This is a genomic window from Streptomyces sp. NPDC012825 (genome assembly GCF_042900925.1).
GTDB lineage: Bacteria > Actinomycetota > Actinomycetes > Streptomycetales > Streptomycetaceae > Streptomyces.
In genome coordinates this window covers 17,139-42,356 of record NZ_JBIBBZ010000014.1, presented here as the reverse complement: position 1 = coordinate 42,356, position 25,218 = coordinate 17,139, and the positions used below count along the sequence as shown (strand labels likewise).

At 74.4% G+C, this 25,218-nt stretch carries 19 protein-coding genes; 11 read left to right on the top strand and 8 right to left on the bottom strand.

Annotated features, from left to right (window positions below; translation table 11 throughout):
* Window positions 1-31: 31 nt before the first annotated feature.
* Window positions 32-1,162, top strand: a complete 1,131-nt coding sequence (locus ACFY7E_RS24860) for an NAD(P)-binding domain-containing protein (RefSeq protein ID WP_389488300.1) — start codon at window positions 32-34, stop codon at window positions 1,160-1,162.
* 34 nt (window positions 1,163-1,196) lie between these two features.
* Here ACFY7E_RS24860 and mltG read toward each other — a convergent pair whose 3' ends face one another.
* Both mltG and ACFY7E_RS24850 read right to left on the bottom strand, forming a co-directional pair.
* On the bottom strand, window positions 1,197-2,078 hold the full coding sequence (gene mltG, locus ACFY7E_RS24855; protein ID WP_389488298.1) for an endolytic transglycosylase MltG: 882 nt from the start codon (window positions 2,076-2,078) through the stop codon (window positions 1,197-1,199).
* Between the two features lie 91 nt (window positions 2,079-2,169).
* Window positions 2,170-4,020, bottom strand: coding sequence for an ABC transporter ATP-binding protein (locus ACFY7E_RS24850; RefSeq protein WP_389488296.1), 1,851 nt, complete (start codon window positions 4,018-4,020; stop codon window positions 2,170-2,172).
* Window positions 4,021-4,109: 89 nt separating this feature from the next.
* Between ACFY7E_RS24850 and ACFY7E_RS24845 the strand changes: the two genes are divergently transcribed.
* From ACFY7E_RS24845 to ACFY7E_RS24835, 3 genes are all read left to right on the top strand, one after another.
* Window positions 4,110-4,643: a MarR family winged helix-turn-helix transcriptional regulator gene (locus ACFY7E_RS24845; protein WP_389488294.1), complete on the top strand. Its 534-nt coding sequence runs from the start codon at window positions 4,110-4,112 to the stop codon at window positions 4,641-4,643.
* A 39-nt stretch (window positions 4,644-4,682) separates the two neighbouring features.
* Window positions 4,683-7,607: an FAD-binding and (Fe-S)-binding domain-containing protein gene (locus tag ACFY7E_RS24840; RefSeq protein ID WP_389488292.1), complete on the top strand. Its 2,925-nt coding sequence runs from the start codon at window positions 4,683-4,685 to the stop codon at window positions 7,605-7,607.
* 136 nt (window positions 7,608-7,743) lie between these two features.
* Window positions 7,744-9,135 carry a Gfo/Idh/MocA family protein gene (locus ACFY7E_RS24835; RefSeq protein WP_389488291.1) on the top strand — a complete coding sequence of 464 codons (1,392 nt, stop codon included), beginning with the start codon at window positions 7,744-7,746 and terminating at the stop codon, window positions 9,133-9,135.
* A 51-nt stretch (window positions 9,136-9,186) separates the two neighbouring features.
* Here ACFY7E_RS24835 and ACFY7E_RS24830 read toward each other — a convergent pair whose 3' ends face one another.
* A complete protein-coding gene (locus ACFY7E_RS24830) occupies window positions 9,187-10,803 on the bottom strand; it encodes a peptide-N4-asparagine amidase (RefSeq protein WP_389488288.1) in 1,617 nt (538 codons plus the stop codon).
* A 188-nt stretch (window positions 10,804-10,991) separates the two neighbouring features.
* Between ACFY7E_RS24830 and ACFY7E_RS24825 the strand changes: the two genes are divergently transcribed.
* Both ACFY7E_RS24825 and ACFY7E_RS24820 read left to right on the top strand, forming a co-directional pair.
* Window positions 10,992-12,806, top strand: coding sequence for an ABC transporter transmembrane domain-containing protein (locus ACFY7E_RS24825; RefSeq protein ID WP_389488286.1), 1,815 nt, complete (start codon window positions 10,992-10,994; stop codon window positions 12,804-12,806).
* A complete protein-coding gene (locus ACFY7E_RS24820) occupies window positions 12,803-14,584 on the top strand; it encodes an ABC transporter ATP-binding protein (protein ID WP_389488284.1) in 1,782 nt (593 codons plus the stop codon). Before ACFY7E_RS24825 ends, ACFY7E_RS24820 begins: the two co-directional genes overlap by 4 nt.
* Before the next feature lie 210 nt (window positions 14,585-14,794).
* Here the strand turns inward: ACFY7E_RS24820 and ACFY7E_RS24815 are convergent, their stop codons facing one another.
* Window positions 14,795-15,148 (bottom strand): STAS domain-containing protein, encoded by a 354-nt coding sequence (locus ACFY7E_RS24815; protein WP_389488282.1) that lies wholly within the window; start codon window positions 15,146-15,148, stop codon window positions 14,795-14,797.
* Window positions 15,145-16,416, bottom strand: a complete 1,272-nt coding sequence (locus ACFY7E_RS24810) for a PP2C family protein-serine/threonine phosphatase (protein ID WP_389488515.1) — start codon at window positions 16,414-16,416, stop codon at window positions 15,145-15,147. The genes ACFY7E_RS24815 and ACFY7E_RS24810 overlap by 4 nt, the downstream gene beginning before the upstream one ends.
* Before the next feature lie 266 nt (window positions 16,417-16,682).
* Between ACFY7E_RS24810 and ACFY7E_RS24805 the strand changes: the two genes are divergently transcribed.
* Window positions 16,683-18,005 carry a PP2C family protein-serine/threonine phosphatase gene (locus tag ACFY7E_RS24805; protein WP_389488512.1) on the top strand — a complete coding sequence of 441 codons (1,323 nt, stop codon included), beginning with the start codon at window positions 16,683-16,685 and terminating at the stop codon, window positions 18,003-18,005.
* A gap of 37 nt (window positions 18,006-18,042) precedes the next feature.
* Here ACFY7E_RS24805 and ACFY7E_RS24800 read toward each other — a convergent pair whose 3' ends face one another.
* Window positions 18,043-18,834, bottom strand: coding sequence for a metal-dependent hydrolase (locus ACFY7E_RS24800; protein WP_389488280.1), 792 nt, complete (start codon window positions 18,832-18,834; stop codon window positions 18,043-18,045).
* 131 nt (window positions 18,835-18,965) lie between these two features.
* Between ACFY7E_RS24800 and ACFY7E_RS24795 the strand changes: the two genes are divergently transcribed.
* Both ACFY7E_RS24795 and ACFY7E_RS24790 read left to right on the top strand, forming a co-directional pair.
* The gene (locus ACFY7E_RS24795) at window positions 18,966-21,479 is read left to right on the top strand and encodes a DEAD/DEAH box helicase (RefSeq protein ID WP_389488278.1); all 2,514 of its coding nucleotides are present in this window, start codon (window positions 18,966-18,968) and stop codon (window positions 21,477-21,479) included.
* Between the two features lie 13 nt (window positions 21,480-21,492).
* Entirely contained in the window at window positions 21,493-22,356 is an 864-nt protein-coding gene (locus ACFY7E_RS24790) for an acyl-CoA thioesterase (protein WP_389488277.1), read from the top strand.
* Between the two features lie 13 nt (window positions 22,357-22,369).
* Here ACFY7E_RS24790 and ACFY7E_RS24785 read toward each other — a convergent pair whose 3' ends face one another.
* Window positions 22,370-23,440, bottom strand: coding sequence for an RNA ligase (ATP) (locus ACFY7E_RS24785; protein ID WP_389488275.1), 1,071 nt, complete (start codon window positions 23,438-23,440; stop codon window positions 22,370-22,372).
* A gap of 110 nt (window positions 23,441-23,550) precedes the next feature.
* Entirely contained in the window at window positions 23,551-23,778 is a 228-nt protein-coding gene (locus tag ACFY7E_RS24780; protein ID WP_389488273.1) for a DUF6011 domain-containing protein, read from the bottom strand.
* Window positions 23,779-23,821: 43 nt separating this feature from the next.
* Here ACFY7E_RS24780 and ACFY7E_RS24775 point away from each other — a divergent pair, with 43 nt between their 5' ends.
* Entirely contained in the window at window positions 23,822-24,304 is a 483-nt protein-coding gene (locus ACFY7E_RS24775) for a glutathione peroxidase (protein ID WP_389488271.1), read from the top strand.
* The gene (locus tag ACFY7E_RS24770; protein ID WP_389488269.1) at window positions 24,297-25,079 is read left to right on the top strand and encodes a putative protein N(5)-glutamine methyltransferase; all 783 of its coding nucleotides are present in this window, start codon (window positions 24,297-24,299) and stop codon (window positions 25,077-25,079) included. Before ACFY7E_RS24775 ends, ACFY7E_RS24770 begins: the two co-directional genes overlap by 8 nt.
* Window positions 25,080-25,218 lie beyond the last annotated feature (139 nt).

Below are 25,218 nucleotides of genomic sequence, written 5' to 3'. Positions count from 1 at the left end.
GATGCGCACCCCCGCCCCGGTTGGTAGAAGCGTGAACGATGTAGTGAGGGAAGAGACGGCCGGGGAAGCGCGCGCGGTGGACGTCGTCGTGATCGGCGCCGGGCAGGCGGGCCTCTCCGCCGCCTTCCACCTGCGGCGCGCCGGCCTGGAGCCGGACCGGGACTTCGTCGTCCTCGACCACGCCCCGCACCCGGGCGGCGCCTGGCAGTTCCGGTGGCCCTCCCTCACGTACGGCAAGGTCCACGGGATGCACGCGCTGCCCGGGATGGAGCTGACCGGCGCGGACCCCGCGCGCCCCTCCTCCGAGGTGATCGGCGGCTACTTCGACGCGTACGAGCGGACCTTCGGCCTGCGGGTCCACCGGCCCGTGGACGTCACCGCCGTCCGGGAGGGCGAGGAGGGCCGGCTCCGGGTCGAGACCTCGGAGGGCGTCTGCGCGACCCGGGCGCTGATCAACGCCACCGGCACCTGGGACCGCCCCTTCCGGCCGCGCTACCCGGGCCAGGAGTCCTTCCGGGGCCGTCAGCTGCACACCGCCGGATACCCGGGCCCGGAGGAGTTCGCCGGGCGGCGGGTGCTCGTGGTGGGCGGCGGGGCCTCCGGCACCCAGCACCTGATGGAGATCGCCGAGGTCGCCGCCGACACGTTCTGGGTGACCCGGCGCGAGCCCGTCTTCCGCGAGGGTCCCTTCGGCGAGGCGGAGGGCCGCGCGGCCGTCGCGCTCGTCGAGGAGCGGGTGCGGCGGGGGCTGCCCCCGCAGAGCGTCGTCTCGGTCACCGGCCTGCCCCTCAACGACGCGATCCGGGAGGCACGCGCGACCGGGGTCCTGGACCGGCTCCCGATGTTCGACCGGATCACCCCGACCGGGGTGGCCTGGGACGACGGCCGGAGCGTCGACGTGGACGTGATCCTGTGGGCGACCGGCTTCCGGGCGGCGATCGACCACCTGTCCCCGCTGCGGCTGCGGGAGCCGGGCGGCGGGATCCGGATGGAGGGCACGCGCGCCGTACGGGACGAACGCGTCCACCTCGTGGGCTACGGCCCCTCGGCCTCGACGATCGGCGCCAACCGCGCCGGACGCGCGGCGGTCTCGGGCGTCCGCCGGCTCCTGCGCCGCGGGGAGGACCGGGACGGTGAACGGGCCGCCGTTCCCACCGGCTGACCCGTGTCCTACGCACCGGCCCGTTCCCGCCGTCTCAGGGCGTCTCCGCCCTCCGGTGGGCGTTGAACTCGGCCACGTTCGCCCGGTGGGAGGCGTAGTCGGCGGTGAAGCGGGTGTCGCCCGGGGTCACCGTGACGAAGTAGAGCCAGTCCCCGTCCGCCGGGCGGATCACCGCGTCCAGGGCCTGGTCCCCCGGGTTGCCGATGGGGGCCGGCGGCAGGCCCTTGCGCGCGTAGGTGTTGTACGGGCTGGTGGAGCGGATGTCCTCGTGGGTGGTGTCCACGGTGCTGCGGCCCAGGGCGTAGTTGAGGGTCGAGTCCATCTGGAGGGCCATGCCCCGGGCGAGCCGGTTGTGGACGACCCGGGCGACCCTGGCCATGTCGTCCGGGTTGTCGGCCTCGGCCTGGACGATGCTGGCCGCGATCACCGTCTCGTACACGCTCATTCCGTGGGCCTTGGCGCCCTCGGCGATCCGCGGGGTGCCGAACCGCTTTCCGGCCGTGTCCACCATGAAGCGCAGCAGGCCCTCCGGTTCGGTGGTGGAGAGGACCGGATAGGTGGCGGGGAAGAGGTAGCCCTCGGGGTTGCCGCGGGCCTCGGCGGGCAGCGGCAGGGCGGCGCCGGGCGCGGTCGCGGCCTTCCGGGCGGCTCCCGCCGGGAGTCGGAGCGCCCGGTCGACGGCCGTGTAGACCTGGGCCGAGCGCCAGCCCTCCGGGACGAGCAGGGGGCGGGGCCGCTCGGCGGCCGGTCGCTCGTCGCGGGCGAGCAGCAGGGGGACGGCGGTCGCGGCGGCCACGGCGAGGACGCCTCCGAGGAGGAGCACCAGCCATCCGCGACGGGTGAGGCGGGGGCGGCGGGGCTGCCGGGGAGGGCGGGAGGCGTGCGGGGGTGCGTACGGGGTCGGCCGGTACGTCATGGGCGCACGCTAACCCGGCCCGTACGGGAATCCGGGGAACCCCGCGCGCGACGGCCCCCGTACGGGGGCCGGACGACGGGTCCCGGAACGCTCACGCGGTCCGGGAGACGGCCGCCCCCACCCGCCCGTCCTCCGGGTCCGCGGCGCCGTCTCTGCGGACCAGGGCGGCGTACCGCCCGTCCCGGGCGAGCAGCTCCTCGTGCGTCCCGCGCTCCGCGATCCGCCCCTCCTCCAGGACGACGATCTGGTCGGCGTCGCGGACGGTGGAGAGCCGGTGGGCGATGGTGATCGTGGTGCGGCCGGCCGACAGGGCGTCGATGGCCTGCTGCACGGCGTGCTCGGTGCGGGTGTCCAGGGCGCTGGTCGCCTCGTCGAGGATCAGCACGGGCGGGTCGCGCAGGATGGTGCGCGCGATGGCGAGGCGCTGCTTCTCGCCGCCCGAGAAGCGGTAGCCGCGCTCGCCGACCAGGGTGTCGTAGCCGTCGGGGAGGGAGGCGACGTGGTCGTGGATCTGGGCGGCGCGGGCGGCGGCCTCGATCTCCTCGTCGGTGGCGTCCGGCTTGGCGAAGCGGAGGTTGTCGGCGACGGAGGCGTGGAAGAGGTACGTCTCCTGCGAGACGACGCCGACCGCGCGGGCGAGGGTGTCGAAGTCCAGGTCGCGCACGTCGACCCCGTCGAGGGTGACGCGCCCCTCGGTGACGTCGTACAGCCGGGGCACCAGGTAGCTGAGGGTGGACTTGCCGGAGCCGGTCGGGCCGACGACGGCCAGGCTGCCGCCGGCGGGGACGGTCAGGTCGACGGCGTCCAGGGTCGCGCGGCCGGGGGCCCCCGGGTCGTACCGGAAGCCGACCTTCTCGAAGGCGACCTCGCCGCGGACCTCCGGCAGCCGGACCGGCTCGGCGGGTTCGGTGATGTCGACGGGCAGGTCGAGGTACTCGAAGATGCGCTGGAAGAGGGCGAGGGAGGTCTGCATCTGCACGCCGGTGGAGAGCAGGCTGACGGCGGGCCGGAAGAGACCCTGCTGGAGCGAGACGAAGGCGACGAGCGTGCCGAGGGAGATGGCGGTGCCGCCGGATCCGACGGCCAGGCCGGCGGCCCAGTAGATCAGGGCGGGCATGGCGGCCATCACGATGCCGATGGTGGACATCCGCCACCGTCCGGCCATGGAGGAGCGCACCTCCAGGTCGACCAGGCGCTCGGACTCCTCGGCGAAGGACCTGGTGAGCGAGTCCGCGCGGCCCATGGTGCGGCCGAGCAGGATGCCGCTGACCGAGAGGGACTCGGTGACGGTCGCGGCCATGGCGGCCATCTGCTTCTGGCGCCGGGTGGTGATCCGCTTGCGCTCGCGGCCGACGCGGCGGCTGATCCAGACGAAGACCGGCAGCAGGAGCAGCGAGACGAGGGTGAGCCGCCAGTCGAGGGCGAGCATGGCGACGACGGTCGCGACGACGGCGGTGAGGTTGGAGACGAGGGAGGTGGCCGTGGAGGTGACGGTCGCCTGCATGCCGCCGATGTCGTTGGCGATGCGGGACTGGACCTCACCGGTGCGCGTGCGCGTGAAGAAGGCGAGCGGCATCCGCTGGAGCTGCTCGTAGACCGCGGTGCGCAGGTCGTGCATGACGCGCTGGCCGACGGTGGTCGAGATGAGGGTCTGGAGCACGCCGAAGACGCCGGTCAGGACGGCGGTGACGATCATGCCGAGGGCGAGCAGGCTGAGCAGCCCGGTGCGGCCCTGGGGGATCGCGACGTCCAGGATCTCCCTGAGCAGGAACGGCGAGGCGACCGAGACGAGCGAGGCGGCGGCGACCAGGAGGCCGACGAGCGCCAGGCGCGCGCGGTAGGGACGGAAGAGCCGCAGGATGCGCCGCACCTGGGCGGGCTCCTTCGGTTCTCCGGGGTCACGGGGCGGGGGCGTCCATGCGGACCGGTCGTGGGGGCTCATGGGCTCCTTCGGAGGATTCGGTGTCGACGAGAGCATAGGTCACTGTTACCTATACTCACAATGAACGGGGTCCTGATATTGTTCCCGTCATGAGCACTACCGACCGTACGAGCGATCCGGACGCCCTCGGCCGCACGGACGGGGTGGACGCCCCGGGTCGGACGGGCCGCGCGGGCGGGCCGGGCGCCTCCGACGCCGACGGGCTCCTCGCCGAGCAGCTGCTCCGGCTCACCCGCCGGCTGCACCGCATCCAGAAGCACCATCTGGAGCCGGTCGGCATCACCCCCGCGCAGTCCCGGCTCCTGCGCACGGTCGCGGCCTTCGGGGAGCCGCCCCGGATGGCCGACCTCGCGGCCCGCCTGGAGGTCGTCCCCAGGGCGGTGACCAGCCTCGTCGACGGCCTGGAGGCGGTCGGCCGGGTGCGCAGGGCACCCGATCCGGACAACCGCCGCGTGATCCGGATCGAGCTCACCGACGCGGGCCGCGCCACGCTGCGGGAGCTGCGCAGCGCGCGCCGGGCGGCCGCAGAGGACATCCTTGCCCCATTGACCGCCGAACAGCGCGAGGTGCTCGGAGGCCTGCTGACCGCCCTGGTCGACCCCGGCCCGGAGGGCGGCTGCTGACCCCCGGGGAACGGGATCGCGCCGAAGGGGAGCCGTGACATGCCGCTGCTGGAACCGGACCCGCAGGCCCTCCGTCCCCGCCGGGAGCGGACCCCGGCCCCGGACCGGGTCCCGGACCTGCACGCCAAGGGGACGTCGCGCCGGCTGCGCGAGGAGCTGACCGGCATCCTCGGTCCCGGGAAGGTGCTCGGGAGGATCTCCGACCTGGTTCGCTACGCCTCGGACGCGAGCCCCTACCGCTTCGTCCCGCAGGTCGTCGTGGTCGCCGAGGACCTCGACGACGTCTCCGCCGTCCTGTCGTACGCGCACGGCAAGGGCCGCGAGGTGGTCTTCCGGGCCGCCGGGACCAGTCTCAACGGACAGGCGCAGGGCGAGGACGTCCTGGTGGACGTGCGCCGCCACTGGGCCGGCGTCGAGGTCCTGGACGGCGGCGCCCGCGCCCGGATCCGCCCCGGCACCACCGTCGTGCGGGCCAACGCGGCGCTCGCCCCCTACGGGCGGGTCCTCGGCCCCGACCCCGCCAGCGCGATCGCCTGCACGATCGGCGGGGTCGTCGCCAACAACGCCTCGGGCATGACGGCCGGGACGACCCGCAACTCGTACCGGACCGTCGCCTCGCTCACCGCCGTCCTGCCGAGCGGCACCGTGGTGGACACCGCCGGCCCGGACGCCGACGAGGAGCTGGCGCGCGCCGAGCCGGCGCTCTGCGCGGAGCTGCTCGCCCTGAAGGCCGAGATCGGGGCGGACGCCGAGCTGACCGCCCGCATCCGGGCCAAGTACACCCTCAAGAACACCAACGGCTACCGGCTCGACGCCTTCCTCGACGGGGACACGCCCGTCGAGATCCTGCGGGGTCTCATGGTGGGCTCCCAGGGCACCCTCGGCTTCCTCTCCGAGGTCGTGTTCGACACCCTGCCGCTGGACCGCGAGGTCTCCACCGCGCTGCTCTTCTTCCCCTCGCTCCCGGCCGCCGCCGCGGCCGTGCCCCTGTTCAACGACGCCGGGGCCATCGCCGTCGAGCTGATGGACGGCAACACGCTGCGGGCCTCGGTCAGCGTGGCGGGCGTGCCCGCCGACTGGGCGGAGCTGCCGAGGGACACCACGGCGCTCCTGGTCGAGTTCCGGGCCCCGGACGCGGCGGCCCTGGAGGCGTACGAGCGGGCGGCGGACGAGGTCCTCGCCGGGCTCGACCTGACCGCCCCGGTGGCGTCCGTGGAGAACGCCTTCACCCGCGACCCGAAGCGGATCGGCGGCTACTGGAAGGCCCGCAGGGCGTTCGTGACGGCGGTCGGCGGCTCGCGCCCCTCCGGCACCACCCTGATCACCGAGGACTTCGCGGTGCCGCCGGCCCGGCTCGCGGAGGCCTGCGCGGCGCTGCTCGCCCTCCAGGACCGGCACGGCTTCGACGCGGCCGTGGCCGGCCACGCGGCCCACGGCAACCTGCACTTCCTGCTCGCGTTCGACGCGGCCGACCCGTCCGACGTCGAGCGGTACGCGACCTTCATGGACGAGTTCTGCAAGCTGACCGTGGAGCGCTTCGACGGCTCCCTGAAGGCCGAGCACGCCACCGGCCGGAACATCGCGCCCTTCCTGGAGCTGGAGTGGGGGACGCGGGCGACCGATCTGATGTGGCGGATCAAGGAGGCCTTCGACCCCGCCGGGGTGCTGGCCCCGAGGGTCGTCCTGGACCGCGATCCGCAGGCCCATCTGCGCGGTCTGAAGACGATCCCGGCCGTGGAGCGGATCGCCGACCCCTGCATCGAGTGCGGCTTCTGCGAACCGACCTGCCCCAGCCACGACCTGACGACCACACCGCGCCAGCGGATCGTGCTGCGCCGGGAGATGCTGCGGCAGAACGACGGCTCGCCGGTCGAGACCCGCCTCCTGGAGGAGTACGGCTACGACGCCGTCGACACCTGCGCCGGCGACTCCACGTGCGCGCTCGCCTGCCCGGTCGGCATCGACACGGGCGCGCTGATGAAGGAGTTCCGGCACGCGCGGCACGCGCCGGGCGAGGAGCGGATCGCCGCCCTGACCGCGCGGAACTTCCGGGCCGTGGAGGCCTCCGCGCGGCTCGCGGTCGCCGCCGCCGACCGGATCGGCGACCGGATCGTGGAGTCGGTGACCGGTCTCGCCCGCCGGGCGGTCCGCCCCGACCTCGTACCGGAGTGGCTGCCGGAGATCCCCGGCGCGGCGCCGCGCCGGCTGCCCCGCACCCACCGTCCGGCGGCGGTCGCCGTCTACTACCCGGCCTGTGTGAACCGGATCTTCGGCAACCCGGATGGCGGGGCCGGACCCTCGCTCCCCGAGGCCGTCGTCGCGGTGTCGGCGCGGGCCGGGCGGCCGGTGTGGATCCCGGACGACGTGGCCGGCACCTGCTGCGCGACGATCTGGCACTCCAAGGGGTACGAGCGGGGCAACGAGGTGATGGCGAACCGGATCGTCGAGGCGGCCTGGGGATGGACGGCGGGCGGGACGCTGCCGCTCGTGGTGGACGCCTCCTCGTGCACGCTCGGCATCGCGCGCGAGGTGGTGCCGTACCTGACGGAGGAGAACCGGGAGCTGCACGCCGGGCTCACGGTGGTGGACTCGCTGGTGTGGGCGGCGGACGAGCTGCTCCCCCGGCTCGACGTGCGCCGCCGGGTCGGCTCCGCCGTGGTCCATCCGACGTGCTCGATGCGGCACCTGGGCGACGAGGACCGGCTGACCGGGCTGGCAGGGGCCTGCGCGGAGGAGGTCGTCGTCCCCGCCGACGCGGGCTGCTGCGCCTTCGCGGGCGACCGGGGCATGCTGCACCCGGAGCTGACGGCGTCGGCGACGGCCCGGGAGGCGGCCGAGGTCACGGCCCGGCCGTTCGACGCGCACCTCTCGGCCAACCGGACGTGCGAGATCGGGATGGACCGGGCGACGGGCCGGACCTACGAGTCGGTACTGATCGCGCTGGAGCGCGCCACGCGCTCCTGACAGGTCGTCAGCACCCCCGGAGATCCCGGACGGTGGAGACCTTCGTACGTTCGGGTGAGGCGCGGCGGCCGGTACGGCACCGCGCCGGGGCGGGAACGTACAGTCCGACTGTCCGACCCCGGCTCCGGGAGGTTCCGTGAACGAGCAGACGCCACCCGACCCGAGCCGCCGCGAGGTTCTCAGGACCACCGCCGGAGCGGCCGGAGCGGGGCTCGGTCTCGCCGCCGTCGGCACCGGGGCGGCCCACGCGGCCCCCGTCCCCTCCGCCGTGCCGGCGCGCCGGGGCGCCACCATGGCCGGGGTGCCCTTCGAGGCCCGCTCCACGGTCCGGGTGGGGATCGTCGGCTTCGGCAACCGGGGCGCCGCCATGATCGGCCACTTCCTCGCCCACTCCTGGGTGCGGGTCGTCGCCGTCTGCGACCCGGTGCGCGCGAAGGCCGAGCGGGCCGCCGCGCAGGTCACCGCCGCCGGGCAACCGGCCCCCGCCCTGTACGCCAACGGCGAGGGGGACTACGAGAACCTCTGCGCCCGCACCGACCTCGACCTCGTGTACGTGGCCACCCCCTGGGAGAGCCACTTCGCGATCGCCAGGGCCGCGATGCTGAACGGCAAGCACGTCGGCGTGGAGTGTCCGGCCGCCATGACGATCGACGAGCTGTGGGAGCTGGTCGACCTCTCGGAGCGGACCCGCCGGCACTGCATGCAGCTGGAGAACTGCTGCTACGGCCGGAACGAGATGCGGGTGCTGAGGATGGCGCACGCGGGGAAGTTCGGCGAGCTCCTGCACGGAGCGGGGGCGTACCACCACGACCTGCGCGCCCTGCTGTTCTCGCCGACGTACTACGAGGGGCCCTGGCGCCGGCTGTGGCACACCCGGCTGCGCGGCGACCTCTACCCCAACCACGGCTTCGGCCCGGTCGCGAACTACATGGACGTCAACCGGGGCGACCGGGCGGTGAGCATCAGCAGCCTCGGCACCCCGGCGCTCGGGCTCGCCGAGTACCGGAAGGAGCACGTGCCGTCCGGCGACCCGAGCTGGAAGGAGACGTACGTCGGGAGCGACCGTACGGTCAGCCTGGTCCGGACGGCGAGGGGGCGGGTGATCCGTCTGGAACACGACGTGTCCACCCCGCACCCGTACAGCAGGGTCAACAGCCTGGGCGGCACCCGGGGCGTCTTCGAGGACTACCCGCCCCGGATCTATCTGGAGCCGGACCACGGGAACGAGGAGTGGGGCGACTTCTCCGCCTACGCCGCCGCGTTCGACCACTGGCTGTGGAAGGAGCACGCCGATCCGCCGGGCGCGCACGGCGGCATGGACTACCTCATGGTCTACCGCCTGGCGCAGTGCCTCCAGAAGGGGCTCGTGCCGGACTTCGACGTGTACGACGCCGCCGTCTGGACGGCTCCGCTGCCGCTGAGCCACGCCTCGATCAGGGCCGGCGGGGCGCCGCAGGAGATCCCCGACTTCACGCGCGGGGAGTGGGAGCGGGCCCGCCCGGGCGTGGACTCGGCGAAACCGGCCTGAGGGCGTCCCGTGCCCGGCCCCTCCGTGCGCGGGGGCCGGGCACGGCCCCGCTCAGCAGCGGCGCAGGTCCCGGGTCACGGTGCCCTGGACGGCCGTCAGGGTCCGGTCGTGGCAACCCCCGGAGCCGTACAGGCGGTAGCGCTCGGTCGTGGTGCCGACGGCGTGCCGCTCCTCGCGCGGCACGCCGGTGGTGTACGTGGCGTCGCCGGTGTACGTGTCGTCGAGGCGCGACCGGGACGGCGGCCGTCCGTCACGCAGGACGGTGGTGTCGGCGCGGTCCCCGAGCGTGAGGACGGTCCGCAGCCGGTCGCCCGCGCCGACCGCGGTCTCGCCGTCCATGGTGTACGTGCGGTCGGTGCGGGTGACGGCGCGACCGGCGGCCACGGTCTCCCGGTCGGTCCAGCGGGCGGTGAGCGCGTCCGGGTTCTCCCCCTCGCCCCAGCGGTGGACGGAGGTGTGGCCGACGCTCCGGGTGACGGTGGTGGCGACCCGGCCGTGCGAGGTGTTCAGGTGGCCGGCGACGGTGAGCCGGTGGCCGGCGTCGGTGTCGAGCCGGTGGAGGACGCCCGCCGGACCGGGCGTGTACACCGAGGAGTTCCGGGGCCCGGTCTCCTCGTGCCGGTCGAGGCCTCCGGTGACGACCCGGCTGCCCTCGTCCTGCCAGAGGAGGATGTTGGTGGGCACGGACCAGCCCGCCCGGCCGGCCGGGACCCCGGCGACGGCGACCTCCACGCGGTGGGGACGCCCGTCGTTGAGGATCCCGGCGAAGGGGGTCAGGTCGTAAACGACCGGTCGCACGTCGAAGGCGCGGGGGCCGGGGGTGACGTACCAGAGGAAGGGGTTGGACCAGCCGCCGGTCCAGACCGTGGGGAAGGGGGCGGCGATGCCGGCGAGGCGCCCGTCGACGGAGACGCGGACCTCGCGGTGCGGTCCGCCGGACGCCCGGCAGGAGTAGGGCGCGGCGTCGGGGACGGAGAGGTACCAGTACTCCTCGCAGCCGCCGCCCGAGCCGGTGGCGTACACCTCGGCGAGGACGCGTTCGGTGTTGCGCGGGGTGGTGAGGGTGGCGCCGGTGAGCGGGAGCACCCGGTCGGGGGTGCCGGCGGCGGGTCTCACGCGACCCCGGGCGGTGTGGAAGGTGAGGGTGACGCGGACGTCGAGGACGCCGGTGTACGTCTCGTTCACGACGTTGCCGATGAGCATCTCGACCGGCTGCGGCCGGGTGAGGACGTCGCGGTAGCGGGTGACGTCCTTCTCGACGGACCAGGTGATGCCGTCGGGCGAGGGCTGGGGCGTGGAGGTGCGGAGGATCTCGACGCCGCCGACGGAGACGTGTCCGAGCCGGTCGTACTGGCGGCCCTTCACCTCGCCCTCCAGGCGCAGGACGACCTTGTTCCAGTCGGTGCCGCACTTCTTCGGCGGGGTGTAACTCCCCCGGTACGGGGTGAAGTCGCGGAACCGGGCGGCGGCGAGGACGACTTCGCAGCTGGGGGTTCCGGGGGTGTCGACGGGCGGGGCGGCGGTGACCGGGTCGTGCCAGTCGGTGGTGAACTCGGCCGGGGGCGTCGGACCGTTCGGGTCTCCCGCGGCGGCCGGCTGGGCGGTGAGGAGCGCGCCGGCGGCCAGCAGCAGCGCACCGAGCGCACTCGTGATCCTGGGTGATCTCATGGGGCGGAAGTGAAGCGCGGTGGCCGCGACCGGTCCAGAGGACGATGATCGGACATGGCGCGATCTGTTCCCCTGGGGGGAAAATCGATTGCCGCCTCCCCGGGAAAAGGCGAACCTTGCACGGTTTCCGACGCCGCCGCACATCACCGGCGCGTCTCCCCCGCAAGACCCGGAGACCCTGGGACGCCATGCAGATTCGAGATCTTCCCTACGCCGATCCCGGGGTCCCCGATGTCCGTTCGGGCACGCGGTTCCTCGTCTGGCTCGGCCGACGTCAGCTCGGCGGGCAGGTGAGGTCCCTGCTCTGGGGGCTGCTGCACTACGCGGGCATCGCCGGACTGCCGTTCGGCATCGGGCTCGCCGTCCAGGCGGTCGTGGACCGCGACGGCGGGCGGTTCGGGCTCGCCGGGGCGCTGGTCCTCGCCTTCGGGGTCGCGATCGCGGCGGGCGACATGATGCTGCACCGCGCCGCCGTCACCAACTGGATCACCGCCGCCGCCCGGGTGCAGCAGCTGCTCTCCCGCAAGACCGCCGAGCTGGGCTCCGTGCTGACCCGGCGGGTCGCGGCCGGCGAGGTCGTCGCCGTCTCCACCGGGGACGTCGAGAAGATCGGCTGGTTCGTCGAGGCCCTGTCGCGGTTCGCGGCGAGCGCCGTCGTCCTGCTGGGCGTCTGCGTCGGCCTCCTCCTCTACCAGCCCGCCCTGGGGGCGGTGGTGGCCGTGGGCGTGCCCGTCCTCGCCCTCGCCGTGCTGCCGCTGCTCCCCCGCGCGACCCGCCGGGCCGACGAGCAGCGCGAGAAGGCGGGCCGGGCCACGGAGCTGGCCTCCGACACCGTCGCCGGGCTGCGCGTGCTGCGCGGCATCGGCGGCGAGGACCTGTTCCTGAGCCGCTACCGCGCCGCCTCCCAGGAGGTGCGCAGGGCGGCCGTGCACAGCGCCCGCATGTGGGCGCTGATCGCCGGGGTCCAGGTCGTGCTGCCCGGCCTGCTGCTCATCGCGGTCGTGGTGCACGGCGCCCGGCTCGCGCTCGACGGGCGGATCGCGGTCGGCGAACTGGTCACCGTCTACGGCGCCGTGGCCCTCGCCCACCATCCGCTGCGCACCTTCGAGGAGATCGCGATGGCCTTCTCCTTCTCCCGGCCGTCCGCGAAGCGGGCCGCCCGGGTCCTCGCGCTGGCCCGCACCACGACGACCGTGACCACGGCCGCCGGGGACGGGGAGCGCCGGGCGTCCGGCGACCTGTACGACCCGCTGACCGGGCTGCGCGCCCCGGCCGGTCTGTTCACCGCCGTCGTCTGCGGCGACCCGGACGCGGCCGGGCGGCTCGCGGACCGGCTGGGCGGCCACCCGGCCGAGCCGGGCGCGGGGCACGCCTCGGTGCTCCTGGGCGGGGTCCCGCTCGACGAACTGCCCCTGGAGGCCGCCCGTACCGCCGTCCTCGTCCAGGACAAGGACCCGGTGCTGCTCTCCGGCACCCTGCGCGACCTGCTCGACGTGCCCGCCTCGGGCGCGGTCCGGGCCGGGGACGCGCTGGCCGCCGCCCACTGCGAGGACGTCCTCGACGCGCTGGCCCAGGCCTCCGTGGACACCGGGGGCGACCCGATGCGCACCCGGATCACCGAGCGGGGCCGGTCGCTCTCCGGCGGCCAGCGCCAGCGCCTCGCGCTCGCCCGGTCCCTGGTGGCCGACCCCGAGGTGCTCGTCCTGGACGAGCCCACCTCGGCGGTGGACGCGCACACCGAGACCCGGGTGGCCGCCGGGATCGCCGGGCTGCGCGCGGGCGCGACCACCGTCGTCCTGGCCTCCTCGCCGCTGCTCCTGGACCGCGCCGACCGGGTGGTCCTGGTCCACGGGGGCGAGGCGGTCGCCGTCGGCACCCACCGCGAACTGCTCGCCCGGGAGCCCCGCTACCGCGCGGTCGTCACCCGTGAGACGGACGGGGAACTCGCCGCCGTGCCCGCTCCCGGGGACGCGCTCGAAGCACTGGAAGGGGAATCGGCATGATCGGCCCGGCTCCGCCGGAGTACGATCCGGCGGCCCCGACGACGGCGACGACGCTGCCCGTCGCCGGGACCGCGACCGTCCGCGCCTACGTGCGCGACCTGCTCCGCCGCCACCGCCGGGCCTTCGCCCTGCTCGTGGGGGTGAACACGGTCGCCGTGATCGCCTCGATGGCCGGCCCGTACCTGCTCGGCTCGGTGGTGGACGACCTGGCGGCCGGGGTCCGGGACCTGCGCCTGGAGCGCACGGCCGCGCTGTTCGCGGTCGCGCTCCTCGTCCAGACCGTCTTCGTGCGGCTGGTGCGGCTGCGCGGGGCGGTGCTCGGCGAGGAGATGCTCGCGGACCTGCGCGAGGACTTCCTGGTGCGCGCGGTGGGCCTGCCGCCGGGCGTGCTCGAACGGGCCGGGACCGGCGACCTCCTCTCCCGGATCACCACGGACGTCGACCGGCTCGCCAACGCGATGCGCGAAGCCGTGCCCCAGCTCGTCATCGGCGTCGTGTGGGCGGGGCTGCTGCTCGGCGGCCTCGTGGTGAGCGCCCCGCAGCTCGCGCTCGCCCCGCTCCTCGCGGCGCCGCTGCTCGTCGTGGGCTGCCGGTGGTACTTCCGGCGGGCGCCCTCGGCGTACCGCTCGGAGTCCGCCGGGTACGCGGCGGTGGCCGCCGCGCTCGCCGAGACCGTCGACGCGGGCCGCACGGTCGAGGCGCACCGCCTCGGCGCGCGCCGCGTCGCCCTGTCGGACCGGCGGGTCGGACAGTGGGTCGCGTGGGAGAGGTACACGCTCTTCCTGCGTTCGGTGCTCTTCCCCGTCGTCGACTTCACGCACGTGGTGGTGCTGTGCGTCGTGCTGCTGCTCGGCGGGGCGTTCGTGCTGCGGGGCTGGATGGACGTGGGGCAGCTGACCACGGGCGCGCTGCTCGCGCAGATGCTGGTGGAGCCGGTCGGGATCGTGCTGCGCTGGTACGACGAGCTCCAGGTGGCGCAGGTGTCCCTGGCACGGCTCGTGGGGGTCCGGGAGATCGAGCCGGAGGCGGGCGACGGCAAGGTGCGGCCCGAGGGCCGGACGGTGCGGGCGGACGAGGTCCGGTTCGGCTACCGGGAGGGCGTCGACGTGCTGCACGAGGTGTCCCTGAAGGTGGCGCCGGGCACCCGGATCGCCCTGGTCGGCCCGTCCGGGGCGGGCAAGTCCACCCTCGGGCGGCTGCTCGCGGGCGTCTACGCCCCGCGGACCGGCTCGGTCACCCTCGGCTCGGCCGAGCTGGCGCGGATGCCCGCCGAGCGGATCCGCGAGCACGTGGCCCTGGTCAACCAGGAGCACCACGTCTTCGTGGGCTCCCTCCGGGACAATCTGCGGCTCGCCAGGGCCGGGGCCGACGACGCCGAGCTGTGGGCGGCGCTCGCGGCCGTGGACGCGGAGGGCTGGGCCCGGGGCCTCGACGGGGGCCTGGACACGGAGGTCGGCTCGGGCGGCCGGGCGCTGACCCCGGCGCAGGCCCAGCAGATCGCCCTGGCCCGGCTCGTCCTGGCGGACCCGCACACCCTGGTCCTGGACGAGGCGACCTCCCTGCTCGACCCCCGGGCGGCCCGCCGTCTGGAGCGGTCCCTGGGCCGGGTCCTCGACGGGCGCACGGTCGTGGCGATCGCGCACCGGCTGCACACCGCGCACGACGCCGACCTGATCGCGGTGGTCGAGTCCGGCCGGATCAGCGAGCTGGGCAGCCACGAGGACCTGGTCGCGGCGGACGGGGCGTACGCGGCGCTGTGGCGGTCCTGGCACGGGTGACCGGGCCGTGCCGGCCGCCTTCAGGGGGTGGGGGGGGGGGGGGGGGGGGGGGGGGGGGGGGGGGCGCCCCGGGCGGGGGGGGGGGGGGGCGGGGGGGGGGGGGGGGGGGGGGGGGGGGGGGGGGGGGGGGCCCGGGGGGGGGGCCCCGCGGCCGCGCCGCGGGGGGGGGGGGGCGCCGCCGCCCGCGCCCCCCCCCCCCCCCCCCACCCCCTACGTCCCGGTGCGGGCGGCCCCGGCTTCGGCGAGGTTGTCGCGGAGGGTGAGGACGGTGTCCGTGCCGGTGATCCTCAGCAGTCGCCGGAGCTGCGCGGGGACGGCGACCAGGGTGAGGGCGGCGCCGTCGGCCCGGCCGTGGCGGTGCAGGCGCAGGAGGGTGTTGAGGCCGGAGGAGTCGCAGAAGGTGACCCTGGACAGGTCGAGGACCAGGTGACGGCCGGCCCCGACGGCGGCGGTGGCCTGCTCGAACAGGGTGCCGGAGGTGTCGTGGTCCAGGACGCCGACGACGGTGAGCACGACGAGGCGGTCGCCCTGTTCCTGGACGGTGACCGTGAGATCGGCGCTCATCGGGGGGCGCTCCCGGTGTGGTGGTGCGGCACGACGGGCTCTTCGGACGGCAGGCCGGCCAGGGCCGCGGCCCGGTCGCCGGGGACGGCTTCGGGGCCGAGCCACTCGCAGAACAGGACGGTGGCGTCGTCCTGCAGGTGGCCGTCGTGGTGGTCGAGGACGGCGTGCATGAGGCGGCGCAGGGTCTCGGGCACGGGCAGGCCCTCGGCGTGCTGCCGGTCGAGGAAGCCGGTGAAGCCCTCCAGACCGAACTCCCGGTCGTCGGCGCCGCGGGCCTCGACGATGCCGTCGGTGTAGAGGACGATCCGGTCGCCGGGCTCGAGCTGTTCGCGGCACACGGTGGTGGGCAGGCCGAGACCGGTGCCCATCGGATGCGTCGGACGGCAGACCAGGTGGCTGCGCCAGCGGCCCCCGCGCATGAGGACCGGCGGATGATGGCCGCGGTTGACCCAGGTCAGCACGCCGGTGCGGGTGTCGAGCTCGGCGAGGACGCCGGTGGCGTAGCGCTTGTGGCCGTACTGCTCGATCAGCACCTCCTCGATCCTCTCGCCGATCTCGACGAGCCCCATGCCCTGGCGCCGGGAGTTGCGGCAGGTGCCCATGGCGAGGGCGGCGGTCAGGCCGGCGGCGGTGTCGTGACCCATGGCGTCGAAGAGCGACAGGTGCACGACGGGGCCGGCGGTGGCGTAGTCGTACGCGTCGCCGCTGATCGCGTAGGCGGGCTCCATGGACGCGGCGACGACCACCCGGCCGTCGGCGTAGCTGCGCGGCGGCATCAGGTTCCACTGCATCTCGGCCGCGATGTTCATCGGCCTGACCCGGGTCAGCCGGGCGAGCGCGTCGCTGTTGGGCTCCTTGCTGTGCAGGACCAGGGCGGTCAGGGCGGCGAGCAGGGTCATGTCCTCGCGCGCCCGCGCGTCGTCGTGGGCGGTGGTGATCCGCAGGACGCCCAGGCGTTCGGTGCCGTCCAGCAGGGGCACCCACCAGTGCCTCTCCTCCGCGCCTTCCGGCCCTTCGGGGAGGATCCGCCCGTACTGGTAGGCGCGCCCCGCCAGGGTGCCCTCCACCTTCAGCTCGGCCTCCTCACCGCCCGTGTCCCGTCCGGCGTCCGGGCCCCGGCCGGTCAGCAGCCGCAGCACGTCGCGCTGGAGGTCTCCCAGGTAGATCAGCACCTGGGTGAAGCCCGCGGCCCCGGCGTGCTCGGCCACGGTGGACGGCAGCAGCTCCAGCGGCATCAGGTGGCTCGCGGCCAGCAGCCCCGCCAGCATCCGCCGCCCGCCCGCGTCCCGGTCGTGATCACCCACGGCGGCGCCCCGTCCTCGTCGAAGTCCACACGCTGCTTCGCACAGAGTGCTCCGGATCCCAGTGTCCACCCTCGCCCCCCCCTTACCCCGGAAGGCGGCTCCTCCCCGGGGCCACGGGGTCACCACCTTCCCGGGGAACGCCGGGCCGATCCGGAGTATTCGGTGTGGTTCGCTTGTTGGTACTGGTGTTCCCGTACGCAAAGGTAAGGACGGCCTGACACGTGGCACGGATGGATTTCGCGGGCGGCCTGCGGGCGGACGGCCTGCCCGCCGCGCTGTCGGACCCCGCGCGCCTGGCCGCGGTGGAGGCCACCGCCCTGCTGGACACCGGGCCCGAGGAGGTCTTCGAGGACCTCGCCGCGCTGGCCGCCAGGATCACCGGGTCGGGACGGGCGTTCGTGACGCTGGTCGACGCGGAGCGCTCGTTCTGGAAGGCGTGCGTCGGCGTGGACGCCGAGGCGATCGCCGACCGGCAGAACCCGGTGGGGCAGAGCTTCTGCTACTTCCTGGTCGGGCTGGACGGGCAGCCGTTCGTCGTCGACGACGCCGCCGCCGACCCGCGCACCGCCGACCACCCCTCGGTGGGGCCGATGAGCATCGGCGCCTGGGCCGGCTACCCGCTGCTCGACCCCGAAGGACACGTGCTGGGCAGCTTCTGCGTCATCGACGACTCCCCCCGCGTCTGGTCACCCGCCGACCTGACCACCCTGGAGACCCTGGCCAGGTCGGTGGCGGCGGAGATCCACCTGCGCCAGAGCCTGACCGCCGCCAAGGCCGCCCACCAGCGCTCCGCGGATCTCGCCCACAGCCTCCAGGCCGGACTGCTCCCCCCGCGGCTGCGCACGATCCCCGGCGTGGAGAGCGCCGCCTCCTACTCACCGGCCTCGAACCGGTACCACAGCGACGTCGAGGTCGGCGGCGACTTCTACGACCTCTTCCACACCCACGGCCAGAACTACGCCGCCGTCCTCGGTGACGTGTGCGGCAAGGGCATCCAGGCCGCCCAGGTCAGCTCGATGGCCCGTTACACCGTCCGCGCCGACACCGACGAGTCCGGCTCCCCGGCCGACCGGCTCACCCGTCTCAACACCGCCCTGCTCGCCCAGGAGGCCCCCCGCTTCCTCACCGCCGTCTACGCCGCCTTCCACCCCACCGCCGAGGGCCTGTCCGGCGTCCTCGCCCTGGCCGGACACCCCCCGGCGCTCATCCGCCGCGCCGACGGCCGCGTCGAGCGCCTCGGCGTCCCGGGCACCCTGCTGGGCGTCATGGGCACCCTGAACCTGACCGACGTGTCCTTCCGCCTCGACCCCGGCGACCTGCTCCTGCTCTTCACCGACGGCGCCATCGAGGCACGGCCACGGCCCGGCACCGCCCCCGAGGAGGCCGGGGCCCTCTTCGACGAGGAGGACCTCGCCGCCGCCCTGGCCGCCAGTCACGGCATGGACGCCGCCGCGACCGTCGGCCACCTCACCGGCGTCCTCGACGCCCACCACCGCGGCTGGGCCAGCGACGACACCGCCCTGCTCGCCCTGCGCGCCACTCCGCCGGCGTGACCGCGCGTCCCCCGGCGGACGGGCCGTGCGCGACGGGCTATACGTAGCCGAGCGCGAAGGCTCCGCCGAGCCCGCCCAGGAGCATGAAGGCGGGGGTGAGGACCTTCAGCTCGACCCAGCTGCCGGCCCGGAACCGCATGAACCTGGGCGGGCCGACCGGGTACCAGAACTTGCGGCCGACGGGTATGGGCCAGAGGACCGGGCAGCCGGAGACCGTCAGGGCGTCGCCGATGTCGTGGACGAGGGCGCCGAGGACGATCGGCAGGCCGAGCCACAGGTACTCCTGGCCGGGGCCGGTGAAGAACCAGTTCGCGCCGTTGCCGGGGTCCTCCAGGATGTCCGCCATGATCCAGGCGCCGGCCGCGCCGAGCAGCCAGACCAGGACGTCGCTGGAAGCGCGGGCGGCCTTCCACAGGAGACCTTCCACGGCCAGGACGAGGTGGACGAAGAGGAGGGCGAGGACCGCCCACCGGCCGCCGCTGACCGCCGCCGCGGAGGCCCCGACGCCCATCAGGGCCGCCCAGAGCCAGGTGTGGGTGAGCGTCCGGTGCCCCCCGGTCCGCCGGGGATCGGCCTTGGAGCGGGTGGCCCTGTAGACGGCGTACGACAGCTTGTCGATGATCCCGCAGAGGATCTTGGAGAGGGGCCCGAAGGAGCGCGATATGGTCGCGGACTTGTGGTCGAGGTCGGGGGCGAGGGCGGCGCCCGCGCAGATGAGCGCGCCGACGACGAGCACCGGCCAGGGCATCGGGCGGCCGTAGGCCTCCGCGAGGGCCCCGGCCCCCAGCCAGGCCGCCGCTCCGGACAGTGAGTGCGCCGGTCCCATCATGGTTGGCCCGCCCCGTCTCTCCCCCGCCGGCGCTCGGTTGACGGCCGGTCGACGGACGAGCCTACCGCCCGTGATCAACACCGCCGGCGGCCGGTTCCCTCCTCCGGGCGGAATCCAGGCAAGATGGGGGCGTGACCCTTATCGACCAGCTGCCGCCGACCGCCGACCCCGACGCCCTCTTCGAAGCCTTCTCCTCCTGGGCCGAGGAGCGGGGCATCACGCTCTACCCGGCCCAGGAAGAGGCGCTGATCGAGGTCGTCTCCGGGGCGAACGTCATTCTGTCCACCCCCACCGGATCCGGAAAGTCGCTGGTCGCGGCGGGGGCGCACTTCACCGCGCTCGCGAACGACCAGGTGACCTTCTACACCGCGCCGATCAAGGCGCTGGTGTCGGAGAAGTTCTTCGACCTGTGCAAGCTCTTCGGCACCGAGAACGTCGGCATGCTGACCGGCGACGCCTCCGTGAACGCGGACGCGCCGGTGATCTGCTGCACGGCGGAGGTCCTCGCCTCGATCGCGCTGCGGGACGGCAAGTACGCCGACATCGGCCAGGTCGTCATGGACGAGTTCCACTTCTACGCCGAGCAGGACCGCGGCTGGGCCTGGCAGATCCCGCTGCTCGAACTCCCCCAGGCGCAGTTCGTCCTGATGTCGGCGACGCTCGGCGACGTGTCGATGTTCGAGAAGGACCTGACCCGGCGCACGGGCCGGCCGACCTCGGTGGTCCGTTCCGCGACCCGGCCGGTGCCGCTCTCGTACGAGTACCGGCTCACCCCCATCACGGACACCCTGACGGAACTCCTGGAGACCAGGCAGGCGCCCGTCTACATCGTGCACTTCACGCAGGCGCAGGCCGTCGAGCGCGCGCAGTCGCTGATGAGCATCAACATGTGCACGCGCGAGGAGAAGGACAAGATCGCGGAGTTGATCGGCAGCTTCCGCTTCACCACCAAGTTCGGCCAGAACCTCTCGCGGTTCGTGCGCCACGGCATCGGCGTGCACCACGCCGGCATGCTGCCCAAGTACCGGCGCCTGGTGGAGAAGCTGGCGCAGGCCGGTCTGCTGAAGGTGATCTGCGGGACGGACACGCTCGGCGTGGGCGTGAACGTGCCGATCCGCACGGTGCTCTTCACCGCCCTCACCAAGTACGACGGCAACCGGGTGCGGACGCTGCGCGCCCGGGAGTTCCACCAGATCGCGGGCCGGGCGGGCCGGGCCGGCTTCGACACGGCCGGTCTGGTCGTCGCGCAGGCCCCCGAGCACGTCATCGAGAACGAGAAGGCGCTCGCGAAGGCCGGCGACGACCCGAAGAAGCGCCGCAAGGTGGTCCGCAAGAAGGCCCCCGAGGGCTTCGTCGCCTGGAGCGACACGACCTTCGAGAAGCTGATCGCGGCCGAACCGGAGCCGCTGACCTCCCGCTTCAAGGTCACCAACATCATGCTGCTCTCGGTGATCGCCCGGCCGGGCAACGCCTTCGAGGCCATGCGCAGGCTCCTGGAGGACAACCACGAGCCGCGCAAGGCGCAGTTGCGGCACATCCGCCGGGCCATCGCGATCTACCGTTCGCTGCTCGACGGCGGCGTGGTGGAGCAGTTGGACGAGCCGGACGCCGAGGGGCGCACGATCCGGCTGACGGTCGACCTCCAGCAGGACTTCGCGCTCAACCAGCCGCTGTCGACGTTCGCGCTGGCCGCGTTCGACCTGCTCGACCCCGAATCCCCCTCGTACGCCCTGGACATGGTGTCCGTCGTGGAGTCGACGCTCGACGACCCGCGCCAGATCCTCGCCGCCATGCAGAACAAGGCGCGCGGCGAGGCCGTGGGGAGGATGAAGGCGGACGGCGTCGAGTACGAGGAGCGGATGGAGCGGCTCCAGGAGATCTCGTACCCGAAGCCGCTGGAGGAGCTGCTCTGGCACGCGTACAACGTCTACCGGACGTCGCACCCGTGGGTGGGCGACCATCCGGTGTCGCCGAAGTCGGTCGTCCGTGACATGTACGAACGGGCCCTGTCCTTCACCGAGTTCACCTCCTGGTACGAGCTGGCGCGGACCGAGGGCATCGTCCTGCGGTACCTGGCGAGCGCGTACAAGGCGCTGGACCACACCATCCCGGACGACCTGAAGACCGAGGACCTGGAGGACCTGATCGCCTGGCTGGGCGAGATGGTGCGCCAGGTGGACTCCTCGCTGCTCGACGAGTGGGAGCAGCTGGCGAACCCGGAGGTCCAGACGGCCGAGGAGGCGCAGGAGAAGGCCGACCAGGTCAAGCCGGTCACGGCCAACGCCCGCGCCTTCCGGGTCCTGGTGCGCAACGCCCTGTTCCGCCGGGTGGAGCTGGCCGCCCTGGACAACGTGGAGGCGCTCGGCGAGCTGGACGCGGAGTCCGGCTGGGACGCGGACGCGTGGGGCGAGGCGATGGACGCGTACTGGGACGAGTACGACGACCTCGGCACGGGCCCGGACGCGCGCGGCCCGAAGCTGCTGGCCATCGAGGAGGACGCGGCGCACGGCCTGTGGCGCGTCCGGCAGACCTTCGCCGACCCGAACGGCGACCATGACTGGGGCATCGGCGCGGAGGTGGATCTCGCGGCCTCCGACGAGGAGGGCCGCGCGGTCGTCCGCGTGACGTCCGTCGGACAGCTGTAGGAGGAGTTCCGTGGTGACCAATCCCGCCGAGAGACTGGTGGACCTGCTCGACCTGGAGCGGATCGAGGTCGACATCTTCCGGGGCCGCAGCCCGCAGGAGTCGTTGCAGCGGGTCTTCGGCGGGCAGGTCGCCGGGCAGGCCCTGGTGGCGGCCGGCCGGACCGTGGAGGAGGACCGGCCGGTGCACTCGCTGCACGCCTACTTCCTGCGGCCGGGCCGTCCCGGGGTGCCGATCGTGTACCAGGTGGAGCGGGTGCGCGACGGGCGCTCGTTCACGACCCGCCGGGTGACGGCGGTGCAGGAGGGGCGGACGATCTTCAATCTGACGGCCTCCTTCCACCGGCCGGAGGAGGCGGGCTTCGAGCACCAGCTCCCGCCCCGGCACCTGACGGACCCGGAGGGCCTGCCGATGCTGGTGGACGAGATCCGCGACCACCTCGGGGCGCTGCCGGAGGCCCTGGAGCGGATGGCCCGCCGGCAGCCCTTCGACATCCGGTACGTGGACCGGCTGCGCTGGACGAAGGAGGAGGTCGAGGGCGCGGACCCGCGCAGCGCGGTGTGGATGCGGGCCGTGGGGCCGCTGGGCGACGACCCGCTGGTCCACACCTGCGCCCTGACGTACGCCTCGGACATGACCCTGCTCGACGCGGTGCGGATCCCGGTCGAGCCCCTCTGGGGGCCGCGCGGCTTCGACATGGCGTCGCTCGACCACGCGATGTGGTTCCACCGGCCGTTCCGGGCGGACGAGTGGTTCCTGTACGACCAGGAGTCCCCGATCGCCACGGGCGGCCGGGGACTCGCGCGGGGCCGGATCTACGACCGCGAGGGCAGGCTCCTGGTGTCGGTGGTCCAGGAGGGCCTGTTCCGCAAGCTGTGAGGGCCCCGGGGGCTCACTCGAACTCGGTGCCGCCCTTGCGGGTGAGGTAGGCCGGGCTGACCGCCTTGGCGATGGCCCGGCCGCCCAGGACCGGGCTGTACCGCTCGGTCGCGGACCGGACGACGACGCCCTCCCGCAGGTGCGCCTCCCGGCCGGAGACCGTCTCCCGGCCGCTCGCGTGGGCGAGGACGGTGTCCAGGTCGTACGGGCCGGAGTACAGGCGCGGGACGAGCGGGACCTCGCCGGGCTCCAGGACCTCGGCCGGGTCCAGCCAGCGGACCTGTCCGTCGATCTCGGCGGACACGTCGAACAGCGCGTACCCGACGGTCCCGCTCCGGGCGTCGGCGCCGTACGCCAGGTCCTGGACCCCGGAGCCGTACACCTCGCCGAAGAGGCCGACGCGGCGGGCGCCGAGGCGCCGCGCCAGGCGTTCGGCGACGGCGGCCAGGCCGTGGCCGTGGACGGCGCGCCAGTACAGGTTGCGCGGGTCCTCCCTGAGGGCGAGGCCCTTCGCCCCGAAGCCCTTGGAGGAGACCTGGACGCGCCCGTCCCCGGCCCCGTACGTCAGCAGGCAGGCCGTGCCGTGGAGCTTCTCCGTGAGGACGACGGGCTCGCCGGGCTCGAAGACGTCGGGGTAGCGCCGGAGGTTCTCGACGTCGACCCAGGGCAGCAGGTCGGGCGCGGCCTCCACGTCCCCGCTCATGTGCGTCGGTATCGGGGGCGCCCACTTGACGATGCCGAGCCGCTCCGCGAAGTCGGTGCCCTCGGCCGCGGCCCGTACCAGGTCGGTGCCCGCGAGGGCGGCGGGCCGGCAGACCAGGCCCTGGGACAGCTCCCCGCGCAGCCGCACCGCCTTGACCCGGTCCGCGTTCCCCCCGGCGAGACGCCCGGTCAGGCCCAGCTCCTCGATGAGCGCGGCGGGCAGCACCGCCTGCTCGGGGATGTAGACGGCGGCGTCGCCCGTCCGGTAGGCGCCCTTGGCGACGACGGCCCGGTAGAGGCCGACCTGGGCCAGCTCCAGGGCGTCGGCGTCGGGATGGGGGTGGACGGTGAGGACTTCGGCGGTGACGCGCAGGGTCGACACGGTTCAGGACTCCGGTTCCGGTGGCTCGGGTGGCGTTCTCATCGCGGCCAGCCTGCCGGGTCCGGAAACCGCTGGCCCACCCGTTTTCCCGGCTGGTAGCGTCGCGCGGCTCAGGCTCCCGGCGGGTCCAGGCCCGGCAGGGTGTCCTGCTCCACCTCGTGGCGGCGGGTGCGGATGTCCGGGCCCGGCGGGTGGAGCTTGGCGTCGCAGGTCGGGCCGAGGCCGGTGCGGCGCGAGTCCGCGCCCGTCAGGGGGCGGCCGCAGAGCCGGCACCGGATCCGGTGCGGCGCCCCGTCCGTCGTGGAATCGATCGCGATTGCCAGTGGTTCGTCACCCATGGTCAGATCAAACCCCATCCCCCCGCGCGCACGAGGAGCGGCCATGAGCCTGTACGACATCCCCCTGAGGACCCTGACCGGCGAGCCGGTCTCCCTGGCCGACTACCGGGACCGCGCGGTCCTGGTCGTGAACGTCGCCTCCAAGTGCGGCCTGACCCCGCAGTACGCGGGTCTGGAGCGGCTGCAGAAGGAGTACGGGGAGCGCGGTTTCACCGTGCTCGGCGTGCCCTGCAACCAGTTCGCGGGCCAGGAGCCGGGCAGCGCGGAGGAGATCCGGACGTTCTGCTCGACCACGTACGGCGTGTCCTTCCCGCTCCTGGAGAAGACGGACGTCAACGGCGCGGACCGCCACCCGCTCTACGCGGAGCTGGTGAAGGTCGCGGACGCCGGGGGCGAGGCCGGTGACGTGCAGTGGAACTTCGAGAAGTTCCTGATCGGCCGGGACGGGCGGGTCACCCGCTTCCGTCCGCGCACCGAGCCGGACGCCCCCGAGGTCGTGGCGGCCATCGAGGCCCAGCTTGTCTGACGTGCTGCCCGGCGCGGCGGTGGTCGAGCGGCTGCGGGCCGCCGGCTGCGTCTTCGCCGAGGAGGAGGCCGCGATGCTGCTCGCGGCGGCCCCCGGGCCCGCCGAGCTCGACCTGATGGTCGAGCGGCGGGCCGCCGGCCTGCCCCTGGAGCACGTCGTGGGGTGGGCGGAGTTCGCCGGGCTGCGGATCGCCGTCGGCCCGGGGGTGTTCGTGCCCCGGCGGCGGACCGAGTTCCTGGTGGAGCGGGCCGTGGCCCTCGCCGGACCCGGCGCGCTCTGCGTCGACCTGTGCTGCGGCTCGGGCGCGGCGGGCGCGGTGCTGCTCGACCGGGTCGAGGGCGCGGAGGTGCACGCCTCGGACGTCGAGCCGGCGGCGGTGGACTGCGCCCGGCGGAACGTCGAGCCGCGCGGCGGCCGGGTGTACGAGGGGGACCTGTTCGCGCCGCTGCCGCCGGAGCTGCGGGGCCGGGTCGAGGTCCTGGTCGCCAACGTGCCGTACGTGCCCACCGGGGACATCGGCCTGCTGCCGCCCGAGGCCCGCGACCACGAGCCGCTCGTCACGCTCGACGGCGGCCCGGACGGCCTCGACGTGCTGCGGCGGGTCGCCGCCGGGGCGCCGGAGTGGCTGGCGCCGGGCGGACACCTGCTGGTGGAGACGAGCGAACGGCAGGCCGGCCGGGCGGTGGAGGCGGTCTCCGCGCACGGCCTGGCGGCGCGGATCGTCACGTGCGAGGAGCTGTACGCGACGGTGCTGGTCGCCACGCGGACGGGGTGACCGGGCCTGCCCGGACGGCCCGTGGCGGTTCGGCGGTCGACGGTTCGGCGGTCGGTGGCTCGGCGGTCGGTGGCTCGGCGGTCGGTGGCTCGGCGGTCGGTGGCTCGGCGGTCGGTGGCTCGGCGGTCGGCGCTCAGCG